Raw genomic sequence first — 24,224 nt, forward strand, 5'->3', positions numbered from 1 at the left:
AGATCAAGTCTGAACTACTACACGTAAGCCCAGGAAAGGGCGTCGGCCAGGGTAACTTGGCCCCTTGTTGGTTCACCAGCTACGTCTCTTCTATCGGGGTCGATTGTCCCGTCCGGCTCAATCCCGGACATTGCTCGGGGGCGCTTGGATGGAGTTCCTCTTCTTCCTGACGCTCCGCTTCCCGCTCAGACTCTCTCAGCAGCCATTGCTCCATGCGGGCATGCATCATTGCGTTTTTCTCTTCGCGGCGCCTAATGTCTGTCGCAAGGTCTTTATGAAGAGAGAAAGCCATTAGGACCATCAGCAACATAAAAGGAAATGCGGCGACAATGGAAAGAGTGCGGAGCCCGTTCAGCCCGCCGCTCAGCAAGAGCACGGAGGCCATTAACAGCTGCAAGCAGCCCCAGAGCACTCGAACAAAGCGTGTTGGCGTTAGTACACCCTTGGAGGTGAACATGCCCAGTACGAAGGTGGCTGAGTCCGCAGAGGTGACCACAAACATCGAGACCAGTATGACCGCCAGAACAGCGGCGACCCCACCCCAAGGCAGTTGATCTAAAAGTACGTAAAGACCGGATGGAACTTCTTCTGCCACGGCATCGGCGATACCGACGCCTTCAAACAGTTCGAAATGGATGGCGGAACCACCAAAGGTTGAGAACCACAGCATGCTCAAGGCGACGGGAATGACCATTACCCCCATGACGAACTCCCGAATGGTTCTTCCCCTTGATATTCGGGCGATAAAACTCCCCACGAAGGGCGCCCAGCTTAACCCCCATGCCCAGTAAAACATGGTCCACTGCTCCACCCACTTTTCGTCGGAGTGGGGGGCGGTTACCAGGCTCATTTCGATGAGGTTTCCGAGATACTCGCCAAGCGTTTGGGTGAGCTCACCAAAAATAAAGGCCGTGGGTCCCGTGACCAGGACGAAGAGCAGGAGGCCGCTCGCGATTACAAGGTTGGCGTTACTGAGATGGCGTATGCCCTTGTCGAGTGGCGTCATGGCCGATATGGTAAAAAGCGTTGCAAGCCCTCCCAGGATCATAAACTGCGATGTGGTCGAGTAATCCATTACACCCAGCCGGGAGAGGCCGCTATTGACCTGCAGCGCGCCAAGCCCCAGAGTCGTTGCAACCCCGAACAAGGTGGATACTACCGCCAGAATATCGATGGCTTTTCCCCAACCGCGGTCTACTCGCTCTCCCAACAGGGGGCGGAATGTTTCGCTGATCAAACCATAGCTATTGTGGCGAAAACGGACATAAGCGATAGCCAGACCCACAAGGGTAAAGTTGGCCCATTGGTGAAAACCCCAGTGAAAGAACGAGTAACGCATGCCCAGCTGCGCCGCCTCTACGCTGCGCGGCTCGGCAAGGCCCAGGGGCGGAACGTTCAAGTGCATGATGGGTTCCGCCACGCCCCAGAACACCAGTCCAACGCCCATGCCCCCCGAGAAAATCATGGCCAGCCAGCTGGTGAAGGAGAACTCCGGCAACTCGTTCTCCTGGCCCAGGCGGAGGTTTCCGAACCTGGAGAACGCCAGGAAAAAGATAAATAGTACAAAGCCGGTGGTTGCCATCAAGTACATCCAACCAACATTTTTGGCGGTTGCATCGAGGACTTTCTGGGCGATTGCTTCAACAGTTTCCGGCTGAAGGGCAGAGGTGACGACAAAGGCGGTAATAATGAGTAGTGAGGTGTAGAAAACCACCCCGACATCACCGAGGTGTCTCTTCAGGAAAGTTGTTAATCGGTTCATAAATAGCTCACCAGACAGTTCTCACGTTTCTACCCGTTTCGACGTAGGATCCATTAAAAATAATCATTGTCTCTCTTTTGAGAACCAGCGATACAAAGACACAAACAGAGCCGCGATGTACCAACCGTACAAATAGGCTTCAACTAATCCAATTAAAAATCCCGACCACGTAAGCCATTCGAAGCCGGGCAATAAAGGCGCCCAAGCTTCGTACATACGCATCTGCGCCGGGGCGAGCAGGCCAAAGCCTACGCACAGCAGATAGCTGATTACTAACAGAACTGACAGGGTGTTGCCTAGCGGGACGGTACGTAAACGGGTATTCACTACAGTAGAATCGTTCATAGCTAATTTCCTCTTCTCGTTACAGAAATTCTGAATTCTTTGCCTTAAACAAGCTTGTGTCGGCGATTTTGTCTGCTCAGTTTTTGACCGGCGTAAGCGCTTGTGCCGGCGCAAAGAGCCAGTGCTCTTATGCAGCTAAACCGCACGACTGGATCGAATTGCCATGCAGCCAAGCATATGTCTGTGCGACAGCCACATTATCAGTGGCGGGAGAATAATCCACTGCAGAAGTGGAGCTAGCCCCACGCCTAACAGCGGTATGACCGGCATTGAGTCTGCGTATGTCCACCGCTCTAGCGGGCCAGTCGCCAGCCATTCCATGACGATGGTCACGAGAAGTGCCGCAACCAGAAGGGTGATAGCAGGCTTTCGTTTTCCCTCGAGGAGCCATCGACGGTGTCCAAAGACTATTGAGGAAAACCAGAAGCTGGCCAGTAGAATCAGCACATCGCCGCCGGTAGCCTGTATACACAGCCAAACCACTGAGCCGTGAGACGAATTCGCCATACCCATGAACCAGGGTACTTGAAGCATCTCCCATAAAAAGTTTGTCAAAAAACCAAATCCCGCCAGGGGGAGTTCCGGCAAGACTACGGATAATCGGCTGGTGGGTGCTTCTTGGCGCATTCGTTCTATCACATTTTACTCCTGTTACGGGGTTTTCCACTCCATCTGTATAGTAAGGAGGCAGGACTCTAGCGACTAAGGCGGTGTTGCGCTCTCGTCGGCGGCTGCCACTGCCACGGCACCTCTCCCTTGCATCATGGCTATACCGACAATGACAACAATTATTCCAAGAATTTGGACGGGTTGGAGTCGCTCTTCAAAGAATATAAATCCAATTAGCAACCCAAGTGCCGGGGTTAGAAAGCTGAAGACGTTCAATCGGTTTAAGGGTGCGCGGGCCAGCAGGGCGAACCATAAATACATCATGGCGGCTGTCGCCAGAGCGGATAGAATGAGCAGGGAACCGGTGAACCGAAATGTCCACCGAATCTCCCACTGTTCGCCGCCCACCGCGGATGCAAGCAAGAGTATTCCGCCGCCTATTAATAACTGAACGGCCATGGGTGCGGCAACTGATCCCCCGGCACGCTTCTTTAATAAAATGTTGCCGATGGCTATTCCGATGGCGCCCACAAGAACCCAGGTAATTCCCCATAGATAACCGGCATTGTTATTGTCGAATCCGGACCAAGAAAGCAAGGTGACGCCCAAAAAACCTATGACAAGTCCGGCTATGCCCTTGGTCTTCAACGTTTCTCCGAGCCAAGCGGCGGCGATCGCTGCGGCAATCAGGGGCTGAGTACTTGCCAGGACAGTTGCCAGTCCCGGTGATAGGTGTCCTGCTGCTAGAAACATTCCGCCAAATCCCATCGCTGTATAGGACAATCCGATTAAGCTCAACAGCCCCAGGTCTCGGGGGCTAAAAGGGTAAGGCTCGCGCCGCCGCTGAACCAAGTGAACCGCGAAGAGCAGCCCTCCCGCAAGAAAAGCGCGCAAGGCAGCAAACAGCAAGGGGGGAGCGTCCGGCAGCCCCGTCACGATGAAAGGAAAACAGATGGCCCAGAGCAGTACAACTACCACCATCCAAGCAACGTTCGCGGCTTTTGATTGAGTCTTCATAGCGAATCAAGCCAACTCGCGGATACTGGTGGCCAGAAGGCCTCCGATATTGATGGCGTTGCTGGGATGTGAGATCGTATTACAACTGACCAGTCGAGCTGATTTTTCAATTAGCTCCATATCGGCTCCTTCCGCAAAGATTCCGTGAACGCCGATGCAGACCACTTTCGGCAGCCCAAGGCGATTAAGGTGAGCCATGGTTTCCAGCATGGTATGGCCGCTGGAGATAATGTCATCGACCAGTACCGGAGTGTGATTCAGCCATTGCTCAAGGTGAGGCACACTGATCTCGACCTCACGGTCGCCACGTCGGGTTTTACTCAATACGGTAAAGGGCACACCTGCCTGCTTTGCCACCGCAGTGACCCATTGCTCGCTCTCGCTGTCGGGGCCGATCAACACCGGATTGTCGACGATGGTGGCGATCCACTCCGCAATTACTGGCGCTGCGTGAGCGACCTGGGTGGGAATACCGTAGATTTCCGACAAATTATGGTAGCGGTGCAGGTGAGGATCAACGGTGACCAGCGCTGAAAAGTAGCGGGACAACAATTGCGCGAAGTAACGCGATGTCACACCCTCCCCGCCGTGAAAGCGCTTGTCCTGGCGCATGTACGGAAGGTAGGGCGCCACCAGCAGAATCTCCTTGGCACCGAGGTCCCTGAGTGTTTCGGCCAGCAGGAGTAAAGGCAGGGTTCGGTGATCAGGTTGATAAAGGTCCGCCAGCACCACCACATTGAGGTCTTTAACCTCATCCAGCACCCGCACATAGCTTTCGCCATCGGGGAAGTGGCGCATGTCGAACTGACCCTCGCGAAGATCCAGCGACCCGCAAAGGGTTAGAGCAAGTTCTTTGTCACTGTGGAGGTTGAATAGCACATTCCAACGGATTGTCATGCCTGGTCCTTTTTTAAAATCAATGAGCGGTATTGGACGCGAATTGAGAAGGCCTTATGACGGATATTCAGAGATAGAAATAACGTCGGGACGACTGCGTAAGTACTCCAGCGCGTAGGCAAGCTCTCCTGCGGACTCGGCATGCAAGGTAAACAGAGGTTGGCCGGCCTCGACCCAGTCGCCGAGGCGTACATGTAAGTCGAGTCCCGAAGCTGGGGTGGCTGGCGCGCCGGCGAGCTTGGCTATGCGTGCCAGTAGACGGTTGTCGATGGCGGTAATGAAGCCATGACGACTTGCTGGCACCGGCTGAGTCTGAGCCGCCACCGGCAGTACGCGCATGCCGCCCTGGGCTTCGCAAATAGCTCTAAATTTTTGCCAGGCCCGACCACTGGTCAGGGATTGCGCGGCCAGATTGACGCCGCTGCCTTTTTCGACAAGCCCGGCAAGCTCGAAAATCGCACCGGCCAGTTGGATAGACCGATCCCTGAGGTCCGCAGATGCGTCTTCCTTGTTTTGGAGCACAGCCAGAACATCTCGGGCCTCCAGGGTGGGACCTATGCCTCGTCCGACTGGCTGCCGACCGTCGGTGATGACCGTCCGAACAGTCAGCCCGATCACTTCAGCGGTCTCGCGCAGCAGCCTTGCTAAACACTGGGCGTCCTCTTCACTGCGAACCTTGGCTGTGGGACCGACCGGAAGGTCGAGCACGACATGGGTGGCACCAGCGGCGGCTTTTTTAGACAGCACCGATGCCACTAGTTGTCCCTCGCTGTCGAGATCGATTGCCCGTTCGATACGAATCAGAACGTCATCGGCAGGGCTCAGGGAGACTGCACCGCCCCAGGCGATGCAGCCGCCTTCCTGCTCCACGACGCGCTGCATGTCGTCAATGGAAAGGGCGACCGGCGCCAAGGTTTCCATTGTGTCGGCGGTGCCTGCCGGAGAGGTGATCGCCCGCGAGGAGGTCTTTGGCATGATCAAACCCTCTGCAGCCACCATAGCTACCACAAGAGGCGTGGTTCTGTTGCCGGGCAGGCCACCAACGCAGTGCTTGTCTACGACCACATCGCGATGCCAGTCAAGGCGCTCCCCCGCGTTTATCATGGCCCGAGTTAAGCTGGCGGTCTCGGTTCGGTTTAATCCACGACTGGCGCACGCGGTCAGGAAGGTGGCCAGCTCCACGTCGGTATAAAACCCTTTGCAGATGTCCGAGATGATGGCGTCAAACTGTATGTCCTCCAGTGGCTTTCCATAGATCTTGGCACGCACCGAGCTCATGGATTCTACCGTGGGCGGGTGAACGAAACCGGCGAGTTCGCCAGGCTGGGGGGCAAGGGTGTGCCAAGCGGATTCCGACAGCCCGAATTCATCCGGTGCAAGCCAGTCTCCATGTATGACGTTGAGACTAGCCAAAACGCTTCGCTCGCCAATGTTGACTTGTACTCGGCTTTGAGCATTGAATCCTTCCGAGTGGCAGACGTGGCAATCATTGCGCATATAGACCACCAGCTCTTGATGGCTATCGATACCCAGTCGGCGCGGTTTCAGTAGGTAATGCTCTTCGGTCATCAAGGGCCCTTTTAATGGCGTCTCTATTTTCGATTGTGCGGAGGTACTCGGTGGCAACTCCAGGGTTCATGTTGGGCGTTGTCTTTAACGTTTTGGTCGACGAACAGGTAATACTCCTCTTTGAAGCGCGTCCACCAATCCTGCTTGATTGGAATACCGAACTTGATAAGGATGTCCTCCACACACTGGAGGCATAGCCGCGATGCGTCATAGGAGAAATCGAGCCGGTCGGATGTCTCGACAAAGGCGATATCATCCAAGCCATAGAGCTGATCGATTTCCGCAATGGCTTCGGTCAGTTTCTCGGTATTGATGGGTCGCTTAAGCCCGAGGTGACGGGTCACCAAGTTAACTTCCGAAACTCCCAGGCGATGCTCTTTATGCTTCATTTTCTGTCAGCCTCCTTTCGGCCTTCTTCCAGGCCGCGGCGGTAAGCTTGCTCCGTGTCCTGGTGGTTGTGTTCGCCATGCCCGCTTTCTCCGTGACCGTGCCCCTTATGCATAAAAAGGTGCATTAACGGACAGAGGAGAATGATCAGGTAGGGGAGAAACGGAAAGACGTGCGCTCCGTGCTCTACAAATAGAAAGTAAAGCGCTGCGCCAACCAACAAGATCGTCGCAAATCCGTGAAGACTGTTCCAGTAACCGGGTTTGTTAGCCATTAGGTTTCTCCAGTGCCGAGGTAGCGGCCTCTATCGGTGTGAAATCGAATCATTTATCGACACTCAGCTTTACACGCTTAAGAAGAATTGAATTGCCGATGACTGATAACGAGCTCACGGTCATGGCGATCACGCCGATCATGGGGTGTAGCAATCCGATGGCGGCGATGGGTATGGCGGCCACATTGTAGGCACTCGCCCAAATCAGGTTCTGAACAATTTTCCCAAAGGTGGCTCGGGAGAGGTGCATGGCTTCCACTACACCGGTCAGCTCACCGCGAACCAGAGTCACATCGGCCGCCTCAATGGCCACATCAGCGCCGGCACCTATGGCAATACCCACGTTTGCCTGTTTCAGCGCTGGCGCATCATTGATGCCATCGCCGACCATGGCGACATGATTGCCATGCTTTTTCTGCAGCTGACGAATTGCATCCACCTTGCCTTCCGGAAGTACCCCGGCCTGCACTTCGTCGATACCCACCTCCTCGGCAACAGCGCGCGCCGCACGTTCGTTGTCGCCGGTGATCATCACCACATGCAAGCCCAAGTCATGCATGCCGCGAATCGCGGCTACCGACTCCCCCTTGATGGTATCCGCCACCGCGACAATGCCACACGCTTGCCCATCAACCGCGACCAGTACGGCGGTGCGCCCGCGTCCCTCCAGATTGTCCAATTCTTGGTCCAAGGCCTCTAGACCGCTTATTCCTTCTTCGTTCAGCAGTTTGCGGTTGCCAATCAGTACCATCGTACCATCGACTCTGCCGGAAACGCCGCGCGCGCCAGTGGAACGAAATTCTTTGACCTCCCCCGGGCTCACCTGACGCTCGCGGGCGCCTTCGACAATGGCGCGGGCAATGGGGTGCTCAGAGGCATTTTCCACCGTCGCGGCCCACTGCAGCAGTTGTTGTTCTGTGACATTGTTGGCCGTAACCACTTCAGTCAGTTTGGGCTCGCCCCGTGTGATAGTGCCGGTTTTATCAAGCACCATCACCTTGACGTCTTTGAAGGTTTGAATAGCCTCGCCGGAGCGAATCAGAATGCCTCGCTCGGCCCCAATACCCGAGCCCACCATCAGCGCGGTAGGCGTTGCCAAGCCCAAAGCGCAGGGGCAGGCGATAACCAGAACCGCAATGGCGGCGAGAATAGCCAGTACTGGGGTGGTCGCCGTTTGATCAACCCAGGGCAGAAAATCCGCGCCCCATGCAAGTATGGGGCGCAGGCTGTCGGCGGCAACAAACCACACCGCAAAGCTTGCCAGGGCAATCAGAATGACGATGGGCACAAAACGCCCCGTCATGCGGTCGGCGAATTCCTGAATGGGCACTCGCGAGCCTTGGGCCTGTTCTACCAGTTTGATCACCTGGGACAAAAAGGTATCGCCGCCCACCTTGGTGGCCTTGACCCGTAAACGTCCCTCTTTATTGATGGTCGCGCCAATGACGGTATCGCCCGGAGATTTATACACTGGAACCGACTCGCCGGTGGCAATCGATTCATCCAGATGGCTCTCGCCTTCTACCACTTCGCCATCCGTCGGCACCTTGTCACCGGGGCGGATCACCATGATGTCGCCCGGTTGCAGTTCCTTGACGGGAACTTCCTGCTCCTGGCCATCGCGTTCGACCCGTGCGGTCTTGGCGCCCAAGGTTAATAATTTTCGGATCGCCTGAGATGCACGGCCCTTGGCTTTGGCCTCAAGATAGCGCCCCAATAGGTGAAAGGTCATGATGGTGGCGGCCATTTCAATGAATGACGTCATGGTGACGAAAAAGCCTGCCAGGCCGATCAGGTAGGGCGGAACGCTGCCCATGGAAATCAGTACATCCATGTTGAAGGTGCGGTTGGTGAGCGAGCGCCAGGTGGACTTGTGAGTGGCTGCGCCGCCATATAGAAAAACCACCGGAAACGCCAACAGGGCCACAATCAAAAGATAACCGGGGATCGGTTTCCAGAACATGTGCGGGATCATCAACACCATGATCAGTGTTGTCGGTATCCCGGCGATCCAAAGGCGTTTCAAAGCCTGATTCAAGTAGGCGTCTTCGATATCGGCATCCTTTTCCGCTTCATCTTCCGCTGCTTCGGAGGAGGCTTGAGCGACATCGTAGCCGGCTTTTTCAACCGCCTGTTTAAGCTGTTCAACACTGGGTCCAGCGTCGGTCATTACGACGTGAACCTTGTGGCTGGCGATATTGGTTTTGATACTCTCAATGCCCTCTAGCCGCTGGAGCGATTCACGCACAATGCCCGCACAGTGGTCTGAGCCCATGCCCGGCACGATAAGCTGGGCGTTCTTTCCCGCCCCCGAAGTGTTGGCTGCGGCGACGTCGTAGCCGGCGTTTTCCACAGCTTTGCGGAGATCGTCCAGGTCCACCGTCGAGGGGTCGTAGGTGACTTCTACGCGGTGGCTAGCGATATTGGTTGTAATGTCGCCGACGCTGTCAAGACGCTGTAGCGAGGTCTTTACAATACCCGCACAGTGGTCCGACCCCATGCCCGGCACAGTCAGCTTAGCCACAGCGCTCGAAGGTTGTGAGTCAACGCTCATTCTTTTCCCCTGCTTTTTCAGATCGCGAACGCTTTCTTCGTAGGTTCCAGCCCACCAGCGCAAAAACCGCCAGAAGAACAATACCACTAATAATGGTTGTGAATTCTAAGCTCATTCAAAACTCCTGCTGCTGCAACTTATTGAGGCGGGGAATGAACATCGGGACGTGCTGTCGATAAGCCCGATATTCATCACCAAACTGTTCCAGCATCTGCCGCTCTTCTTTCAGAGCCAGTAGCGTGTAGGCTAGGACAATTACTGGGAAGGCGATCAGTGAGACAATCGTCGGCCAGTGCACAACCCCTTCACCGAACACGATGAGAAAGAGGCCAGTGTATTGGGGGTGGCGAACAATCGCGTAAATGCCATCGGTCATTAGAGTCTCACGGCGCCGTGCTTGATGTATCCGGCGCCAGCCCTCCGCGACCAGAGTTGCTCCTACGAATACCAGGCTATAGCCGAGCAGCATGGCTATGACGTGCGCGGTAGGAGTGCCGAACAATTGCGCCCAGAGGTTGCCGCCTTCGTTCCATGCCAGATCGAGGCCGAAGAATCGGGTTAGAAAGTAGATCGTTAAAGGAAACCCGTACATTTCAGCGTAGAAGGCGATAATAAAGGCCTGCAGCACGCCAGCGCGCGTCCATTCTTTCCAGCTGGCCGGAGCTAGATATCGGTACATCAGCCATGAGACAACAACCGTGACGATAATTGCCAGACCCCAGGTTCCTACATGCATGCGCTTGTGCCTCTGTTTGTGTCAATAAGCTTTAGATATTCAATGATTGTGTCACACTGAACGTTTATCCTCCCCGCTCTCACTGAACTCCTCGATCAGATGACAGATCATGTTGCCTGTTGGCGCCCGGTCCGGTTTTGTTTCCCAATCCCTGACTGCGGAGTACATACGTTGCCGTAGTCGCTGACTATCTTGGAAGCCTTTCTCGTTCTCCTCCAGACGCTTCTGTATAAGCCCCCTAGCGAGAGGACAGGGGGATTCACCTTGATCAGCGGTTTCCAGGATTTCGGCGATATCGCTCACCGAAAAGCCGAGTTGTCTGGCGCTGAGGATAAACCTCATTCGACGCTTTTCCTTGGCACAGTACTCCTTGTAGCCATTGGACGGGTTCTTCGTTGGTTTCAGAAATCCAATACGGGTGTAGTAGCGAACAGTATCTACACTTACCCCAGTCTCATTAGCCAGTTGGTTAACACGCATAGGGTCACATCCCTTTCGTCAGCAATGTAAACAGGGTAACCTTGGGTGTTAGCTCTCATATTGATCCACGTCAAGGTCCTGCGTTAAAGACATAGGTTCAACTATCAATATCGGTATGGTAGACCTGTGTCCTGGTCACAGGTCAACTTAAAACTAGAGTCTGAAGGTTAGCCCATTTCCAGGACGTGACGAATAGATTACAAATTTGTAATCTTGACGTCATCTTTCTGTTGTTTTATTTTTCTTATCATGGTAGCTGAAAGATCTTACGCTTGGGCGACCGCCTTTTTGAGCAGGGGTGACGCGATAGAACGATAGGGTTAGACCGACGCACAGGAACTTTAGATCGTGCGGGCAATATAGACGAGACGCTATAGATTATAGGGAGTGTCGCCGATTCTGAACAGACAAAGGTGTGGTTGGGTGAACCGGAGAACAGTTCTTTTAATTCTACTAATAATACCGCTGTTGTGGCAGGCCTCTGCCACGGCTATGGTCAACTTTTGTACTATGGATTATAGAGCGAGCGGGCTATCCATGAACTTACAAGATATTGCCGAGCACACTGATCACCAAGCAATGGGCTCTGTCGAGAGCGTGCAGTCTGCAGAGGGGGCGTGCTGCGATACCGATAAATCGGGGGTTGGCTGTGCGGTGGTGGGATGTGCCTTGTCAATTCAGATGTTGACTTCTTCCGTGACTACCCCGGAGTCATTGGGGACTCGTTCTGAGGCTTCAGGTTTGCGCTACCTTGCCCTTCCTCTGGCACCGATTTTCCCTTTTCTAAGACCTCCAATCGCCTGATTTCACTCAATTAATCCGTGCTAACCAAGTACTAAAGGTAATGTGCCGTCCCAAAGGGAGGCGAAGCGGCGCTGCCTTTTAATTGAAACCTGAACACGAAGTGGCGATTTGTCATGGGAGGCAAATATGCATTCATCACGCCTTAAAATTCTGATGCTGGGGTTGCTCACGCTGCCCTTGCTAGTTGCTTGTGGGAAAGTGGAGGAGAGATTCGTTAATCCTGATCGGGCCATTGGTGGCGCTGAGGTGCTCACCGTCTACAAAAGTCGAAGTTGCGGCTGCTGCAAAAAGTGGATTGACCATATAGATGTCGAGGGCTTTGAAACAGATGTCCAACACCCATCAAGCCTGAAACTCATAAAAGATCGGTATCGGATCGCACCCAATCTCCGCTCCTGTCATACCTCCGTATCGTCACAAGGCTACGTCTTCGAAGGGCATATCCCGGCGCGCTACATCCAACAGTTTCTGGCCAACCCTCCGTCTGATGCTGTGGGTCTGACTGTACCCGCCATGCCCCTTGGCAGTCCGGGGATGGAGGCTGAAGATCGGTTTAGGGCTTATCAGGTCCTGCTGATGAAAAAAGATGGCAACACCGAAGTGTTTGTCAGTGTAGAGAACCCCGCCCAGCAATATCAGCCGGGTGATCAACAGGAAGTTCAGTTATGAGAGTACTAGTCATAATGCTATCCGTTATGTCACTTGGTTTGGGCAGTGCTACAGCCCTTGCTCAGCCGGTTTCGGAATCGCTGACCTTGGAAGAAGCGGTAGCCCTCGCCGTCGAAGCAGATCCTTGGCTTGCTGGCAGCAAGCACACCCAGCAGGCGCTCAATGATGAGGCGACTGCCGCAGCGAGCTTGCCGGATCCCCGCGTGAGTCTGATGGCGGGCAATTTCCCCGTAGATAGCTTCGACATCAACCAGGAGGCTATGACTCAGTTGTCGGTGGGTGTCACGCAAATGTTCCCACGTGGTGACAGTCTGGCGCTTGCCAAACGGCAAAAACAGCAGCTTGCTGGACAGCACCCTCTGCTGAGGATAGATCGCCGCGCCAAGGTGGAAGCAACGGCCAGTCAGTTATGGCTAGAGGCCTACAGGGCACAGGAAAGTATTCGATTGATCGAGCGGGATCGGGGGTTGTTCGAGCAACTGGTGGAATCTGCCGAGGCCCATTATTCGTCGGCGTTGGGTCAGGTCCGTCAGCAGGATGTCATTCGCGCGCAGTTGGAGCTAACCCGTCTGGATGATCGCTTGACAACGCTAAAGCAGCAGAAAGAGGCCGCACAGCGCCGCCTGTCTGAATGGATCGGGGCTGCTGCAAGAGTCCCCTTAGCGCCGATACTGCCGACGCCATCACTCGCCAGGCCGCTTACTATACCGACTATCGAGGCCGCTGACGAACACGCACGCTACCAGTTGATCCGCCATCACCCAGCTCTGATGGCGCTGGAGCAGCGCATTGACGCGACCCAAACCGGCGTCGATTTGGCAGAACAGAAATACAAACCCGAGTGGGGCCTGACCGCCCAGTACGGCTCTCGCGCCCGCGATCCCATGGGGCGCGAGCGGTCTGATCTGTTCTCAATTGGCGTGACGTTCGATCTTCCCATTTTCACAGGCAACCGCCAGGACAGGGAGGTCAGCGCCGCCGTGAATCGAGCCGAAGCCATCAAAACCGAAAGGCACTTGCTTCGTCGCCAACTGATGGCAGAACTGGAAACGGCGAGCGTTCAGCTGACGCGGCTCGATGAGCGCTTGGCGCTGTACACCGAGCAGCTGCTACCGCAAATGGCCGACCAGGCAGAGGCTTCGTTGGCGGCCTATGGCAACGATAGCGGAGACTTCGCCGAGGCCGTCCGGGCGCGCATTGCCGAACTGAATGCCAAAGTCGAAGCACTTGTGATCGCGGTGGAGCGTCAGAAAATAATGGCCCAAATCAATTACCTGCTCGCCGAGCCCTCGTCGGACGATGCAGGGCAATCGAACCGTTTTAGGAAGGTAAACAATGAATACATTAACTAAAGTACTGCTTGGTACAACCGTGGGTGCGTTGCTCGGTGTATCGGGATTCTGGTTGTTGAGTGACGTCAACGAAAATGGGACTACAGCCACTGAGGGCGAACGGCAACCGCTGTACTGGGTGGCACCCATGGATGCCGAATATCGGCGCGACAAACCCGGCAAATCGCCCATGGGCATGGACCTTGTTCCGGTTTATGAGGAGGGCAGTGGTAAGGATGAGCCTGGGACCGTCAAAATTTCCCCCGTGGTGGTCAATAATCTCGGGGTGCGTACCGCTAGGGTTGACTCCGGCAGACTTCAGCCGGAGGTTAGAACCGTCGGGTATGTGCAATACAGTGAGAATCGCTTGGTGCATGTCAACCCGCGAGTTGAGGGCTGGATTGAGAAGCTCTACGTTGAAGCGGTTGGCGATCCGGTCAAAAAAGGCGAACCTTTGTACACGCTCTATTCGCCCACGCTGGTCAACGCCCAAGAAGAGCTGCTAATGGCGCTAAAGCGCGACAATTCAGTGGCTGTAGGTGCCGCGGTAGACCAGCTGTTGGCGTTGAATTTACCTCAGAATGAAATCGACCGGGTGCGTGAAACCCGAAGGATTAATCAACACATCACTTTCGTGGCCCCTCAGTCCGGTGTATTGGAGAATCTCTCGGTGCGTGAAGGCATGTTCATCAAACCCGGCACTAATATGATGAGCATAGGTCAGCTGGAGCACATCTGGGTGATCGGAGAGGTGTTTGAGCGCCAGGCGAACCTGGTCAGTGAGGGCGATCCTGTGCGTATGCGCTTGGACTATCTACCCGGTCGCGAGTGGTTAGGGCAGGTAGATTACCTCTATCCGTCACTCAATGCCGAAACCCGTACAGCCCAGGTCCGGGTGCACTTCCACAACCCCGACGGGTTCTTGAAACCAGGCATGTTCGCGCAGATGGTCATTGAAACCGAGGCGGGAGCGGAAACCCTGTTGATTCCACGTGAAGCCTTGATTCGTACCGGCAGTCAAGCACGCGTGGTGTTGGCACTAGGAGAGGGCAGGTTTAGATCCGTAGTCGTTGAAGTGGGGCGCGTCGGAGAGCGGCACGTGGAAATTCTGGCTGGCTTAAATGAAGGGGAGCGTGTCGTCACCTCCGCACAATTCCTGATCGACTCGGAATCCAGCAAAACCGCAGATTTGGAACGCATGACGCCGCGTCCCGACCAGAGCGAACAGGCCTCTGTTGAAGAAGACATTGAACCCTCGTCGACTTGGGTTTCCGCTCGTATTCTCAGCCTGATGCCCGATCATCGTATGGCCACTCTCGAGCACGAGCCGATACCAGATTGGGATTGGCCCGCCATGACCATGGATTTCATGGTCGAGGAAGGCGTCAGCATGGAGGATCTCGAGCCGGGGATGCGCCTGCATGTACAGATCGTCAACGATAGCGGCGGTGACTACCGCTTGAGCCAAGTTCACATCCCCGGTGAAGGATCTTCAGGCGATACCGAATCTTCTGAAATGGACCACAGCCAGCATAAAGGGGGAGGCCAGGGCTCGATGCCGGAACCGAGCGAGAAGGGCCACGATGAGATGTCTATGCCGGACCACGACAGCATGAGCCAGGACGCCATGGAACACGATCATCACGACAACGAGGAGCATCGTCATGATTGAGTCCATCATTCGTTGGTCCATCAGCAATCGATTTTTCGTGCTGCTGGGCACCTTGATGCTGGTGGGTGTGGGCCTCTATTCCGTGAAGAATACCCCCGTAGACGCGATCCCGGATCTATCCGACGTACAGGTCATCATTAAGACCAACTACCCCGGGCAGGCGCCGCAGGTGGTGGAGGATCAAGTCACCTATCCACTGACCACGGCCATGCTATCGGTGCCGGGCGCGGAAACCGTGCGGGGCTATTCTTTTTTTGGCGATTCCTATGTCTATGTCATTTTTGATGATGATACTGACGCCTACTGGGCCCGTTCGAGGGTGCTGGAGTATCTGTCCCAAGTGGCTCCCACACTGCCACCAAGCGCCCGGCCACAACTTGGGCCGGACGCAACCGGGGTTGGCTGGGTCTACCTCTACGCGTTGGTGGATCGCAGTGGCAAGCATGACTTGAGCCAGCTGCGCAGCCTGCAGGATTGGTTCCTGAAATACGAGCTGCAAACGGTGAGCGGCGTTTCTGAGGTATCGGCCCTTGGCGGCATGGTCAAGCAGTACCAGGTGAAGGTTAATCCGGAAAAGCTACGTGCTTTTGATATCCCGCTGTCGCATATTCAGAACGCCATTCAACGTGGCAACCAGGAGATCGGTGCCTCAGTGGTGGAAATGGCGGAAGCAGAGTATATGGTGCGCGCCACGGGTTACGTCCAAAGCGTGGAGGATCTGGGTAACATTCCCTTGGGTGTGAACGCTAACGGCGGGCCGCTGCTACTAAAAAACGTGGCTGAGATCCAGGTGGGTCCACAGATGCGCCGTGGCATAGCTGAGCTCAATGGTGAAGGTGAAACTGTGGGCGGTATCGTGGTGATGCGCTCGGGAGAAAATGCTCAAAAAACCATTGACGGCGTCAAAGCAAAGCTGGAAAAGCTCAAAAGCGGTTTGCCCGAAGGGGTAGAGATTGTCACCGTTTATGATCGTTCCGGATTAATCTCCCGGGCCGTTGACAGTTTATGGAAAAGTCTGCTCGAAGAACTTGCCATTGTGGCGCTGATCTGCGTCATTTTCCTCTTTCATGTCAGGTCATCACTGGTTGCTGTCATCAGCCTTCCGTTGGGCATTTTGACGGCTTTTATCGTGATGCATCTTCAAGGTCTGAACGCCAACATTATGTCGCTGGGCGGTATCGCGATTGCAATAGGCGCGATGATTGACGGTGCCATCGTTATGATCGAGAACATGCACAAGCACATGGAGCGGACGCCTTTGACGCCGGAAAACCGTTGGCAAGTAGTGGCGAAATCGGCTTCGGAGGTGGGCCCCGCATTGTTTTTCAGTCTGCTGATTATCACCGTAAGCTTTATTCCGGTGTTTACCCTGGAGGCCCAGGAGGGACGGATGTTCAGTCCGCTGGCATTTACTAAAACCTATGCCATGGCGGCCAGTGCGGCGCTCGCTGTTACAGTGGTTCCGGTTTTGATGGGGTATTTCATTCGAGGAAAGGTGGTCGCCGAAAGCAAGAACCCGGTAAACAGGCTACTGATTGCTGGCTATATGCCATTGCTCAAAGGCGTCTTGCGGTTCCCCAAAACCACGCTTGCAATGGCTGTTGTGATACTTTTGATTGGGATCTGGCCAGTCAATCAAATCGGCAGTGAGTTTATTCCTGACTTAGATGAGGGCGACCTGATGTATATGCCCACCACTTATCCGGGGCTGTCCATCGGAAAAGCCAGGGAGTTACTGCAACAAACCGATAAGTTGATTGCTACGGTGCCGGAAGTCAAAACCGTGTTCGGCAAGATCGGTCGTGCCGACACGGCGACTGACCCAGCGCCACTGACTATGATTGAAACCTTCATACAGCTCAAACCCAAAGACCAGTGGCGCGAGGGCATGACCACAGAGAAACTCAAAAAGGAGATGGATGCTCTAATACGATTCCCCGGCCTGACCAACGCCTGGGTGATGCCCATCAAAACCCGAATTGACATGCTGGCGACCGGCATCAAAACGCCGGTAGGTATTAAAGTGGCGGGCGAGGACTTGAAAGAAATCCAGGCCATTGGCCAGCAGTTGGAACAAGTCCTTAAAGATGTGCCCGGAACCGCCTCGGTTTACTCTGAGCGGGTGGCCGGTGGTCGCTATATCAAGGTGGATATTCAGCGGGAACAGGCGGCACGCTATGGCCTGAATATTGCCGATGTGCAGCAGGTGGTGGCTACCGCCATTGGGGGAATGAATGTGTCGCAGACGATTGAGGGGCTTGAACGCTATCCGATCAATTTGCGTTACCCGCAGCATTACCGGGACTCGCCGGAACAATTGGCATTGCTGCCCATTGTTACGCCCGCCGGAGAGCGTATTGCACTTGGCGATGTGGCAAAGGTATATGTAGAGGAAGGCCCCCCGGCAATCAAGAGTGAAAATGCACGGCTCAACGGCTGGACTTTTGTGGATATCGAAGGCGTGGATGTAGGCACTTACGTTGAGCAGGCCATGGTGACCGTTCAGGAACAACTGGATTTGCCGGCGGGCTATTCGGTAACCTGGTCCGGCCAGTATGAATATATGCAGCGCGCCAAGGAGAAGATGACCTATGTAATACCGCTGACTTTGGCTATTATCATCATACTGCTGTACATGAACTTCAGGAGCTTCGCTGAAGTAGCCATAATTCTAGGAACCTTGCCGCTTGCTGTAATCGGGTCCATCTGGTTAATGTTCCTTTTGAATTTCAATTTCTCTGTAGCTGTGGCGGTCGGGTTTATCGCTCTCGCGGGTGTCGCGGTAGAAATTGGCGTCATTATGCTGACCTATCTCAATCAGTCGTACAGTCAATTCGTAAGTGATTGCAAAGAGAAAGGAGCGCCATTCCGTCGAGAGGAACTAATTCAAGCCGTGACACACGGAGCTGGGCTACGTGTCAGACCAGTGATGATGACGGGGGTTTCCACTTTTGCTGGCTTGCTGCCCATTATGTTTAGCTCTGGCACAGGTGCAGAAGTTGTTAGCCGAATTGCGGCTCCAATGGTGGGCGGTATGTTGAGCGCGATGGTTCTGACTCTGCTGGTGTTGCCGGTTGTGTATTACCTTTGGAGAGGGCATGCGTTAAAGGGTTAGTATTGCTAAATTGATTCCTGATGGAGTGGATATTTTCTCAGGCTTGAGTATAAGTTTGGGGAAGACTGCAAAAAAAGGAGTTGAACACCACTGGTACGCTCGGCATTGACCGAGCGTACCAGTGGTGTCATATCAACCCCCGCTCCGCAAAACTCACCACCTCATCACTCCCAACCACCATGTGGTCAATGACCCGAACGTCCACCAACTGAAGGGCTTCCTTCAGCCGCTCTGTCAGCCGCCGGTCGGCGGTGCTGGGTTCGGGGTTGCCGCTGGGGTGGTTGTGAACCAGTAGTACCGCAGCGGCGTTGTGGCTCAGCGCTGTCTTCACCACTTCGCGGGGATGGACGGAAGCGCCGTCAATGGTTCCGTAGAACAGCTTGGCGATATCCAGCACGCCGTGGCGGTTGTCCAGCAGAACCATGCCGAAGACTTCCCGGTCTTCTTTGCCAAACGCCACCCGCAGGTAGCGGCGGGCCAAGTCGGGGCTGACCAAGTAGTTGCTGCGCAGGAAGCGCTCCTGCAGGATCACCTCAGCCCAGTCTAGTACCAGTGCTTCAGACAGGCCATGGTGGTCGTCGCCTTTGTTGGCGGGTGGGTAGAAAGGCAGAGTATCCGGGGTATTTGTGTCTTTCATCAGAATGTCCTCGCATAGGGCGGCCCCCGGCAGCGAATGAACGCCGCCGGTGTATGAGTGGGCCGGTCAGGGGAGAGAAAAGGGTTATTGCGCTTTTGTACGCTGTTCGAGCTTGTCGGCCAGGGAGAGGGGGTGCGCGGTGTTAGCCGGTGGCTTCGTAGTGGCGTCGGGGTAGAACTCCTCCAGAATAACTGGGGTTTCGTCCTCGTCGTCCTCGAAGGCGGAGTTAGCCAGGGCCGACCGTGCCGCTTGATCCAAGGCGTCCTGGTCGTAGCCAGACTCATGTCGCTGTTGAGCGGTTTCGCGCGCTTGGGTGATAGCCGCTTCCAGGGTCAGACCTTCGCGGATACCGAGATCGACATAGAAGATCGGTGTCCTATGGCTTTGGGTGGTGCTTTTACCGCGCAGGCGAAGCTCCAGTGGCAGGCAGGCCAGCAGTCCGCCGGAGACGGCTTGGAAGTACCTCAGCCGAGCCATCAAAGTACGGATGCTGTTGAACCCGGTGGTGCGGAAGATGAAGGTGCCCAGAGGGTCGTAGTCACCCACCATCACATTCAGCCGCCCGTAGGGCTTGCACTTGCCACCAGCGGCGAACTGGCAATGCGCGGGAGCCGGGCAGGGCAACTGCTCCATGACTTCCTCGTGGCGACGCCGACATTGCTCGCCGTCCCCGGCACAGACCGGTCGACCGGTGCTTCGGTCAAACAACGTGTACTCGGCCCGGAAGTTCAGGTCGGGGTCGCTAAAGGGCAGGGTGACCGGAATCGTGCGCAGCTTGCCGGTCTCAGTCTGGTCCCGCAGTTCAGCATCCAGTGGATGGAGCAACCATCCCTCTGGGCTCTGCACCTGGGTGGTTAAGGTAAATTGATCGTCTTTCTCCGGCAGACGCATGCCGTTCTTTTCGGTCACGCGCCCAATACTGATTCGGCCGATGACCGGCGGGGTAATCGCAAGGCCTTTAATCATGGCGGTATCCTCATAGCGTTAAAAAAGGGCGAGCCGCAGAACGGCTCACCCAAGGGAATGGATAAAGAAGGAGTGGATAGAAGGGAGTCGTAGAGCTGAGCGCGGACACACCCGCTCAGTCAGTCGAGCGAACCAGAAAGCGCCGGCTGCCGGGGCGAGTGGTGTGGTACTCGTTCATCAGCTCCGGCAGGTCCCGCATCAGGGCATCGGTATTCAAGGCTTTGCTGTCCTTGCTCCGCTTCCAGGAGATCGAGCCCCGCGCAAAGGTGGCTCGGGTTGCCTCGCTCATGGCCTGCTGGAGAGTCTGCTTGAGCAGCTCCTCCTGCTGGGTCAAGGTTTTGAGCTTATGGCGGGCCGTCACCAGCTGATCGAACACGTTGCACAGATGCGGGTCATCGGTGAAGTCCACCGTCTCGCCGTCGTCCTGGGGGTACAGATACCGCAAGGCGGCCCCGGCCGACTCCGAGCCATCCGCTGGGGGTGGGGTGTCGGTTTCCACGTAGTCCCAGAACTTGCGCTCCAGTTCGATCAATCGAGCAATCAGCGCATCGTCCCGCTCAATGCGGTGCACCTGAATCTCCTGGCCGCAGAGCAGCACACAGACATCGGCGGCGGCTTTGCCGGTGACTGCCAGCTGGTGCTGTACCTGGCACTGCACGTATTCCGGTACGCCGTCGCGCCATAGCCGAGCCCCAAACTCCCCGGCGGTCTTGCATTCGAGTATCTGAACATCGGATGCGCCCACCACTGAGTAGTCCAGGTTGGCCAGCATCCAGGCTTTGTCTTTATCGGGGTGCTGCAAGACGGCGTTCACCCGGCGCACCTTGTTGCCCGTGCGCTTGGTGTAGTGGGTGGCCACAATCGGTTCGAGAATATGGCCCCAGTACATGGGGGAGCCATTATCATCGGGATCGACCGAGGGGAGCTGATCCTCCCGGCCGGTTTTGATCATCCACAGCTCAAGCTGGGATTGGTAAGGGTTCAGGCCCACGGCGGCGGCCGCGTCGCTGGCGCCGAGGCCGGTCTGGCGAACCTTGAGCCAGTCGTTCCGGCTCAGATCTTTGGTGGAGACCAGCCGCAGGGCAGGCCGTTGCTTGGGTGAGGTAATACGGGGTGCTTTCATTGTCGAGTCTCCCAAACGCACAAAAGCCCCAGCCACGCGTGTCGGTGGCTGGGGCTTCTATGAGGTTTGACGGTAAGTAAAGAAGGAAGAGTGGAGCCGTGGGCTCAGGCGACCATCAGCAGGGCCTGGTTCAGAGCCCGGCCTTTGAGCGCTGCGCCCTGACCGAACCAGGCGGAGTCCAGCCGATTGTCCTGGCTGCGTGCCCGGCGCTCGTGGTCCACGAACTGGGTGACGGCAGTGAGCAGGCCGTAGGCGGTGCCCTTGGAAGAGGCGAGATCCGCCCCCAGGCCCTGGCCGTCATACAGCGCTTGCACGCGAGCCATATTGCGCTCGGTGCCCTTGCTGATGGAGGCTGTATCTGGATCGCCCATCACCCGCAGCAGGAAGTGGCGCACCTCACTGTCCTTAACGGAGCGGTTGCTCAAGTGCTTCATCCGGTACATAAACTCATCCCACGCGGAGACGGTAATTCCCAGCGACTGCTTGACCGCCTCGGCATCAAACACCGAACGGTGGGGCACCTTCACCGCACCCGCGCCGCTGCCCAGTGCCACAGCCAGGGTGTTGTTACACACCACCCGCACACTGGTGAACTGAGCGGTGGTGGCCATGGTCCCGTCACAGGCGGTGGCCAGCAGCACATAGCCCTTGGTGGTGTCCTTGCCCTTGAGCGTGGTGGACTGCCCGGTGCGGGCCAGGGCCCAGAGCTTGCGCCCGCCTTTGAGCACTCCCGCCGTCTCCAGCTCGAAGCCGGAGCGTTCGGTTAGGTCCCGGTAAAACTCCAGAATCTCCCGAGGCTGGACCACCTTGTAGCGGTTGCCCACCACCGACAGTGGGTCGTGGGTGTCCGAGCGATACAGGACCTTGTGATCGTCGAAGGGCTTGATCTCGCCCAGGTACTCACGCTGCCCGGCAATAAAGCGCACCGGGGATTCCTGGATCTCCCAGTCCATGCCGGCCTGAATGACCCAGTCATCAACGGGAAGGCCGGAATCCAATTGACGGCCGAGGCCGTGCCACGGGGTCTGGCCGACATAGGCCATGTTTTCAACGAGGTGTGCCATAGTGGTTCTCCTACGGAATAAAGAGCCCAGACCCACGAAGGTCTGAGCAAAGTTTGATCAGTGGGGGTGGGTTAAAACCGGTGCTCGCAGCCCAGACAGCGGTAGGCCTGGAATACCTCCTCATCAAGCTTGTCGCCGAGCTTCACGCCGACGACGCAGCCCGAGAGCCCGCCCACAATGGCGCCAAGCACCGCGCCAGAGGCGGCACCCGCCGGGCCCGCGATCGCGCCGACGGTGTAGCCCAATCGGGCGCCACTGGTAGCACTAATGGCTCCACTGATAGCGCCAGCAGTAGTGCCAACGGTGCCACCGACCTTGCGGCCATAGCGGCTGGGAATAATGCGGTGGGAATTACAACGAGGGCATGCGGTGTGCATAGCCGTATCTCCTATATCAACCAGGGTTTACCGGCGTGCTGGGGCCGGGGTCATGGGGGTGATATAGGTTTGAAAAATTTTGGCTTGGCCGTGCTGAAAACGCGGGCTCACATCAAACTGGCGGTTAATTTGACATTTAATGCTCGTGGCCTATATTGTCCCCTATTGTACTATTTTGACACGGGACTCGGCAGGTGGCAGGCGACGTAATCACTCTTAAAGAGGTGGCGGAATTCCTCAAAGTCCACGAGCGTACTGTCTATCGACTCGCCGCTAAGGGAGAAATCCCGGCGTTCAAAGTGGCCAATAGTTGGCGTTTTCGGCGCCAGGATATCGAGCGCTGGATTGATCAGCAAACGCACTCGGCAATGCCACGGAGTTCCCATGAAGCTGATTGATAATATCAACGACCTTCTCGGGGACGACCTTCGAAGCAGTATCGAGCCAGGTGCGAAGCTGAAGATTGCGGCGTCCTGTTTCTCCATCTACGCCTTTGCGGAACTGAAGGAGCAGCTCGAATCCATTGAATCCTTGGAGTTCATTTTCACCTCTCCGACATTCGTCCCCGACGAAGTCACTGACAGCGGTCGCAAGGTCCGCCGGGAATTTCATATCCCAAAGGCCGAGCGGGAGCGGAGCTTTTACGGCAGTGAGTTTGAAATTCAGCTGAAGAACCAGCTGACCCAGCGAGCCATTGCTAGGGAATGCGCTGACTGGATGCAGCGTAAGGCTGTTTTCCGATCCAATCGTAGCAAAGCACCCATGCAACAGTTCGCTTGCGTTGAGGCAGAAAATGAAGAGGCGGTCTATCAGCCCCTGCACGGCTTTACCGCCGTCGACCTGGGTTATCAGCAAGGCGACGCCGTCTCCAACTTCGTCAATCGGTTTGATGACCCGGCGTACACGGCCAACTTTCTGCGCTTGTTCGACCAGATTTGGAGTGATCCCGAAAAAATTGAAGATGTGACCGATAGGCTGTGTGAGCACATCGCATCGGTGTACCAAGAAAATTCTCCCGAGCGCATTTACTTCCTGATGCTCTACAACATTTTCAATGAGTTTCTGGGAGACATCAGCGAAGATGTCCTGCCCAACGACCGGACCGGCTATCAGGATAGCCTTATCTGGAACAAGCTGTACAGTTTCCAACGTGACGGGGCCACCGGCATCATCAACAAGCTGGAAACTTACAACGGCTGCATCCTGGCTGACAGCGTAGGCCTTGGGAAGACGTTCACAGCCCTTGCGGTCATCAAGTATTACGAGCTGCGCAATCGCTCCGTACTGGTCCTCTGCCCCAAGAAACTCGCTGACAACTGGTTAAATTATAACCGCAATCTCACCACTAACCCCCTGGCTAAGGACCGATTCAACTACGAGGTCCTCTGCCACACCGATCTTCAGCGTACTAGCGGGGAATCCTTCGGCACCCGACTGGACCGGGTTAATTGGGGCAACTATGACCTAGTGGTGATCGACGAATCGCACAATTTCCGCAACAACGATGTTTTCAAAGACCGAGAAACCCGCTACCAGCGTCTGATGAACAAGGTGATCCGCGAAGGGGTCAAGACCAAGGTCTTAATGCTTTCCGCAACGCCGGTCAACAACCGTTTTACCGACCTGCGAAACCAGCTAGCTCTTGCCTATGAGGGTGAATCCGATGCGCTCACCGCAAAGCTGCGGACAGAAACAGACATTGAGGAAATATTCCGCCGCGCACAGACTGCATTCAACGCTTGGTCTAGGATGCCGCCGGAAGAGCGCACCGCAGGGGCGATTCTGGAGGCGTTGGACTTTGACTTCTTCGAATTGCTGGACAGTGTCACCATCGCC

The 24,224-nt window shown here is 55.7% G+C and carries 22 protein-coding genes; 6 read left to right on the top strand and 16 right to left on the bottom strand.

Annotation, left to right across the window (positions count from 1 at the left end; all coding sequences use genetic code 11):
* Nucleotides 1-79: 79 nt before the first annotated feature.
* The 11 genes from B3187_RS03900 to B3187_RS03950 all read right to left on the bottom strand — a co-directional run bounded on the left by B3187_RS03900 (nucleotide 80) and on the right by B3187_RS03950 (nucleotide 10,630).
* On the bottom strand, nucleotides 80-1,762 hold the full coding sequence (locus B3187_RS03900) for a BCCT family transporter (protein ID WP_008930125.1): 1,683 nt from the start codon (nucleotides 1,760-1,762) through the stop codon (nucleotides 80-82).
* A gap of 63 nt (nucleotides 1,763-1,825) precedes the next feature.
* Nucleotides 1,826-2,107, bottom strand: a complete 282-nt coding sequence (locus B3187_RS03905; RefSeq protein ID WP_008930126.1) for a DUF5676 family membrane protein — start codon at nucleotides 2,105-2,107, stop codon at nucleotides 1,826-1,828.
* A 702-nt stretch (nucleotides 2,108-2,809) separates the two neighbouring features.
* Nucleotides 2,810-3,733, bottom strand: a complete 924-nt coding sequence (locus B3187_RS03910) for a DMT family transporter (RefSeq protein WP_265367056.1) — start codon at nucleotides 3,731-3,733, stop codon at nucleotides 2,810-2,812.
* Nucleotides 3,734-3,739: 6 nt separating this feature from the next.
* Nucleotides 3,740-4,630 (bottom strand): ribose-phosphate pyrophosphokinase, encoded by an 891-nt coding sequence (locus B3187_RS03915; RefSeq protein ID WP_286804666.1) that lies wholly within the window; start codon nucleotides 4,628-4,630, stop codon nucleotides 3,740-3,742.
* A 54-nt stretch (nucleotides 4,631-4,684) separates the two neighbouring features.
* Complete coding sequence (locus B3187_RS03920; protein ID WP_286804667.1) at nucleotides 4,685-6,199, bottom strand: thymidine phosphorylase family protein; 1,515 nt, start codon at nucleotides 6,197-6,199, stop codon at nucleotides 4,685-4,687.
* Nucleotides 6,200-6,222: 23 nt separating this feature from the next.
* Nucleotides 6,223-6,588, bottom strand: a complete 366-nt coding sequence (locus tag B3187_RS03925; protein WP_008930132.1) for a hypothetical protein — start codon at nucleotides 6,586-6,588, stop codon at nucleotides 6,223-6,225.
* Entirely contained in the window at nucleotides 6,585-6,860 is a 276-nt protein-coding gene (locus B3187_RS03930) for a DUF2933 domain-containing protein (RefSeq protein ID WP_008930133.1), read from the bottom strand. Before B3187_RS03930 ends, B3187_RS03925 begins: the two co-directional genes overlap by 4 nt.
* A gap of 49 nt (nucleotides 6,861-6,909) precedes the next feature.
* Nucleotides 6,910-9,384 carry a heavy metal translocating P-type ATPase gene (locus B3187_RS03935; RefSeq protein WP_286804668.1) on the bottom strand — a complete coding sequence of 825 codons (2,475 nt, stop codon included), beginning with the start codon at nucleotides 9,382-9,384 and terminating at the stop codon, nucleotides 6,910-6,912.
* A 19-nt stretch (nucleotides 9,385-9,403) separates the two neighbouring features.
* Entirely contained in the window at nucleotides 9,404-9,529 is a 126-nt protein-coding gene (locus B3187_RS03940) for a hypothetical protein (protein WP_255357626.1), read from the bottom strand.
* The gene (locus B3187_RS03945; RefSeq protein ID WP_265367060.1) at nucleotides 9,530-10,150 is read right to left on the bottom strand and encodes a methyltransferase family protein; all 621 of its coding nucleotides are present in this window, start codon (nucleotides 10,148-10,150) and stop codon (nucleotides 9,530-9,532) included.
* Nucleotides 10,151-10,201: 51 nt separating this feature from the next.
* A complete protein-coding gene (locus tag B3187_RS03950; protein WP_265367061.1) occupies nucleotides 10,202-10,630 on the bottom strand; it encodes a MerR family transcriptional regulator in 429 nt (142 codons plus the stop codon).
* A 930-nt stretch (nucleotides 10,631-11,560) separates the two neighbouring features.
* On the opposite strand from B3187_RS03950, the gene B3187_RS03955 reads away from it, so the two are divergent.
* From B3187_RS03955 to B3187_RS03970, 4 genes are read left to right on the top strand one after another with little or no spacing between them, the layout of a single operon-like run.
* Nucleotides 11,561-12,103, top strand: coding sequence for a DUF411 domain-containing protein (locus tag B3187_RS03955; protein ID WP_265367062.1), 543 nt, complete (start codon nucleotides 11,561-11,563; stop codon nucleotides 12,101-12,103).
* Nucleotides 12,100-13,455, top strand: a complete 1,356-nt coding sequence (locus tag B3187_RS03960; protein ID WP_286804669.1) for a TolC family protein — start codon at nucleotides 12,100-12,102, stop codon at nucleotides 13,453-13,455. The genes B3187_RS03955 and B3187_RS03960 overlap by 4 nt, the downstream gene beginning before the upstream one ends.
* Complete coding sequence (locus B3187_RS03965) at nucleotides 13,439-15,106, top strand: efflux RND transporter periplasmic adaptor subunit (RefSeq protein WP_286804670.1); 1,668 nt, start codon at nucleotides 13,439-13,441, stop codon at nucleotides 15,104-15,106. Before B3187_RS03960 ends, B3187_RS03965 begins: the two co-directional genes overlap by 17 nt.
* Entirely contained in the window at nucleotides 15,099-18,221 is a 3,123-nt protein-coding gene (locus B3187_RS03970) for an efflux RND transporter permease subunit (protein ID WP_286804671.1), read from the top strand. The genes B3187_RS03965 and B3187_RS03970 overlap by 8 nt, the downstream gene beginning before the upstream one ends.
* A 127-nt stretch (nucleotides 18,222-18,348) precedes the next feature.
* On the opposite strand, the gene radC is transcribed toward B3187_RS03970, so the two are convergent.
* The 5 genes from radC to B3187_RS03995 all read right to left on the bottom strand — a co-directional run bounded on the left by radC (nucleotide 18,349) and on the right by B3187_RS03995 (nucleotide 22,256).
* A complete protein-coding gene (gene radC, locus B3187_RS03975; RefSeq protein WP_286804672.1) occupies nucleotides 18,349-18,858 on the bottom strand; it encodes a RadC family protein in 510 nt (169 codons plus the stop codon).
* Nucleotides 18,859-18,942: 84 nt separating this feature from the next.
* Nucleotides 18,943-19,824 carry a hypothetical protein gene (locus tag B3187_RS03980; RefSeq protein WP_286804673.1) on the bottom strand — a complete coding sequence of 294 codons (882 nt, stop codon included), beginning with the start codon at nucleotides 19,822-19,824 and terminating at the stop codon, nucleotides 18,943-18,945.
* A gap of 115 nt (nucleotides 19,825-19,939) precedes the next feature.
* Complete coding sequence (locus B3187_RS03985) at nucleotides 19,940-20,947, bottom strand: YqaJ viral recombinase family protein (RefSeq protein WP_286804674.1); 1,008 nt, start codon at nucleotides 20,945-20,947, stop codon at nucleotides 19,940-19,942.
* Between the two features lie 104 nt (nucleotides 20,948-21,051).
* Nucleotides 21,052-22,011, bottom strand: a complete 960-nt coding sequence (locus B3187_RS03990; protein ID WP_286804675.1) for a DUF932 domain-containing protein — start codon at nucleotides 22,009-22,011, stop codon at nucleotides 21,052-21,054.
* 71 nt (nucleotides 22,012-22,082) lie between these two features.
* Entirely contained in the window at nucleotides 22,083-22,256 is a 174-nt protein-coding gene (locus tag B3187_RS03995; protein ID WP_286804676.1) for a hypothetical protein, read from the bottom strand.
* A 326-nt stretch (nucleotides 22,257-22,582) separates the two neighbouring features.
* Between B3187_RS03995 and B3187_RS04000 the strand changes: the two genes are divergently transcribed.
* On the top strand, nucleotides 22,583-22,786 hold the full coding sequence (locus B3187_RS04000) for a helix-turn-helix domain-containing protein (RefSeq protein ID WP_286804677.1): 204 nt from the start codon (nucleotides 22,583-22,585) through the stop codon (nucleotides 22,784-22,786).
* On the top strand, nucleotides 22,773-24,224 hold a 1,452-nt coding region (locus tag B3187_RS04005), incomplete at its 3' end, for an SNF2-related protein (RefSeq protein ID WP_286804678.1). The genes B3187_RS04000 and B3187_RS04005, both read left to right, overlap by 14 nt.

It is taken from the genome of Marinimicrobium sp. UBA4209, assembly GCF_002381585.1.
Taxonomy (GTDB): domain Bacteria; phylum Pseudomonadota; class Gammaproteobacteria; order Pseudomonadales; family Cellvibrionaceae; genus Marinimicrobium; species Marinimicrobium koreense.

What these genes read in the sequence shown, in the direction of transcription:
- B3187_RS03900 (WP_008930125.1), bottom strand. Translation starts at nt 1,762, where the DNA reads ATGAACCGATTAACAACTTTCCTGAAGAGACACCTCGGTGATGTCGGG.
- B3187_RS03905 (WP_008930126.1), bottom strand. Translation starts at nt 2,107, where the DNA reads ATGAACGATTCTACTGTAGTGAATACCCGTTTACGTACCGTCCCGCTA.
- B3187_RS03910 (WP_265367056.1), bottom strand. Translation starts at nt 3,733, where the DNA reads ATGAAGACTCAATCAAAAGCCGCGAACGTTGCTTGGATGGTGGTAGTT.
- B3187_RS03915 (WP_286804666.1), bottom strand. Translation starts at nt 4,630, where the DNA reads ATGACAATCCGTTGGAATGTGCTATTCAACCTCCACAGTGACAAAGAA.
- B3187_RS03920 (WP_286804667.1), bottom strand. Translation starts at nt 6,199, where the DNA reads ATGACCGAAGAGCATTACCTACTGAAACCGCGCCGACTGGGTATCGAT.
- B3187_RS03925 (WP_008930132.1), bottom strand. Translation starts at nt 6,588, where the DNA reads ATGAAGCATAAAGAGCATCGCCTGGGAGTTTCGGAAGTTAACTTGGTG.
- B3187_RS03930 (WP_008930133.1), bottom strand. Translation starts at nt 6,860, where the DNA reads ATGGCTAACAAACCCGGTTACTGGAACAGTCTTCACGGATTTGCGACG.
- B3187_RS03940 (WP_255357626.1), bottom strand. Translation starts at nt 9,529, where the DNA reads ATGAGCTTAGAATTCACAACCATTATTAGTGGTATTGTTCTTCTGGCG.
- B3187_RS03945 (WP_265367060.1), bottom strand. Translation starts at nt 10,150, where the DNA reads ATGCATGTAGGAACCTGGGGTCTGGCAATTATCGTCACGGTTGTTGTC.
- B3187_RS03950 (WP_265367061.1), bottom strand. Translation starts at nt 10,630, where the DNA reads ATGCGTGTTAACCAACTGGCTAATGAGACTGGGGTAAGTGTAGATACT.
- B3187_RS03955 (WP_265367062.1), top strand. Translation starts at nt 11,561, where the DNA reads ATGCATTCATCACGCCTTAAAATTCTGATGCTGGGGTTGCTCACGCTG.
- B3187_RS03960 (WP_286804669.1), top strand. Translation starts at nt 12,100, where the DNA reads ATGAGAGTACTAGTCATAATGCTATCCGTTATGTCACTTGGTTTGGGC.
- B3187_RS03965 (WP_286804670.1), top strand. Translation starts at nt 13,439, where the DNA reads ATGAATACATTAACTAAAGTACTGCTTGGTACAACCGTGGGTGCGTTG.
- B3187_RS03970 (WP_286804671.1), top strand. Translation starts at nt 15,099, where the DNA reads ATGATTGAGTCCATCATTCGTTGGTCCATCAGCAATCGATTTTTCGTG.
- radC (WP_286804672.1), bottom strand. Translation starts at nt 18,858, where the DNA reads ATGAAAGACACAAATACCCCGGATACTCTGCCTTTCTACCCACCCGCC.
- B3187_RS03980 (WP_286804673.1), bottom strand. Translation starts at nt 19,824, where the DNA reads ATGATTAAAGGCCTTGCGATTACCCCGCCGGTCATCGGCCGAATCAGT.
- B3187_RS03985 (WP_286804674.1), bottom strand. Translation starts at nt 20,947, where the DNA reads ATGAAAGCACCCCGTATTACCTCACCCAAGCAACGGCCTGCCCTGCGG.
- B3187_RS03990 (WP_286804675.1), bottom strand. Translation starts at nt 22,011, where the DNA reads ATGGCACACCTCGTTGAAAACATGGCCTATGTCGGCCAGACCCCGTGG.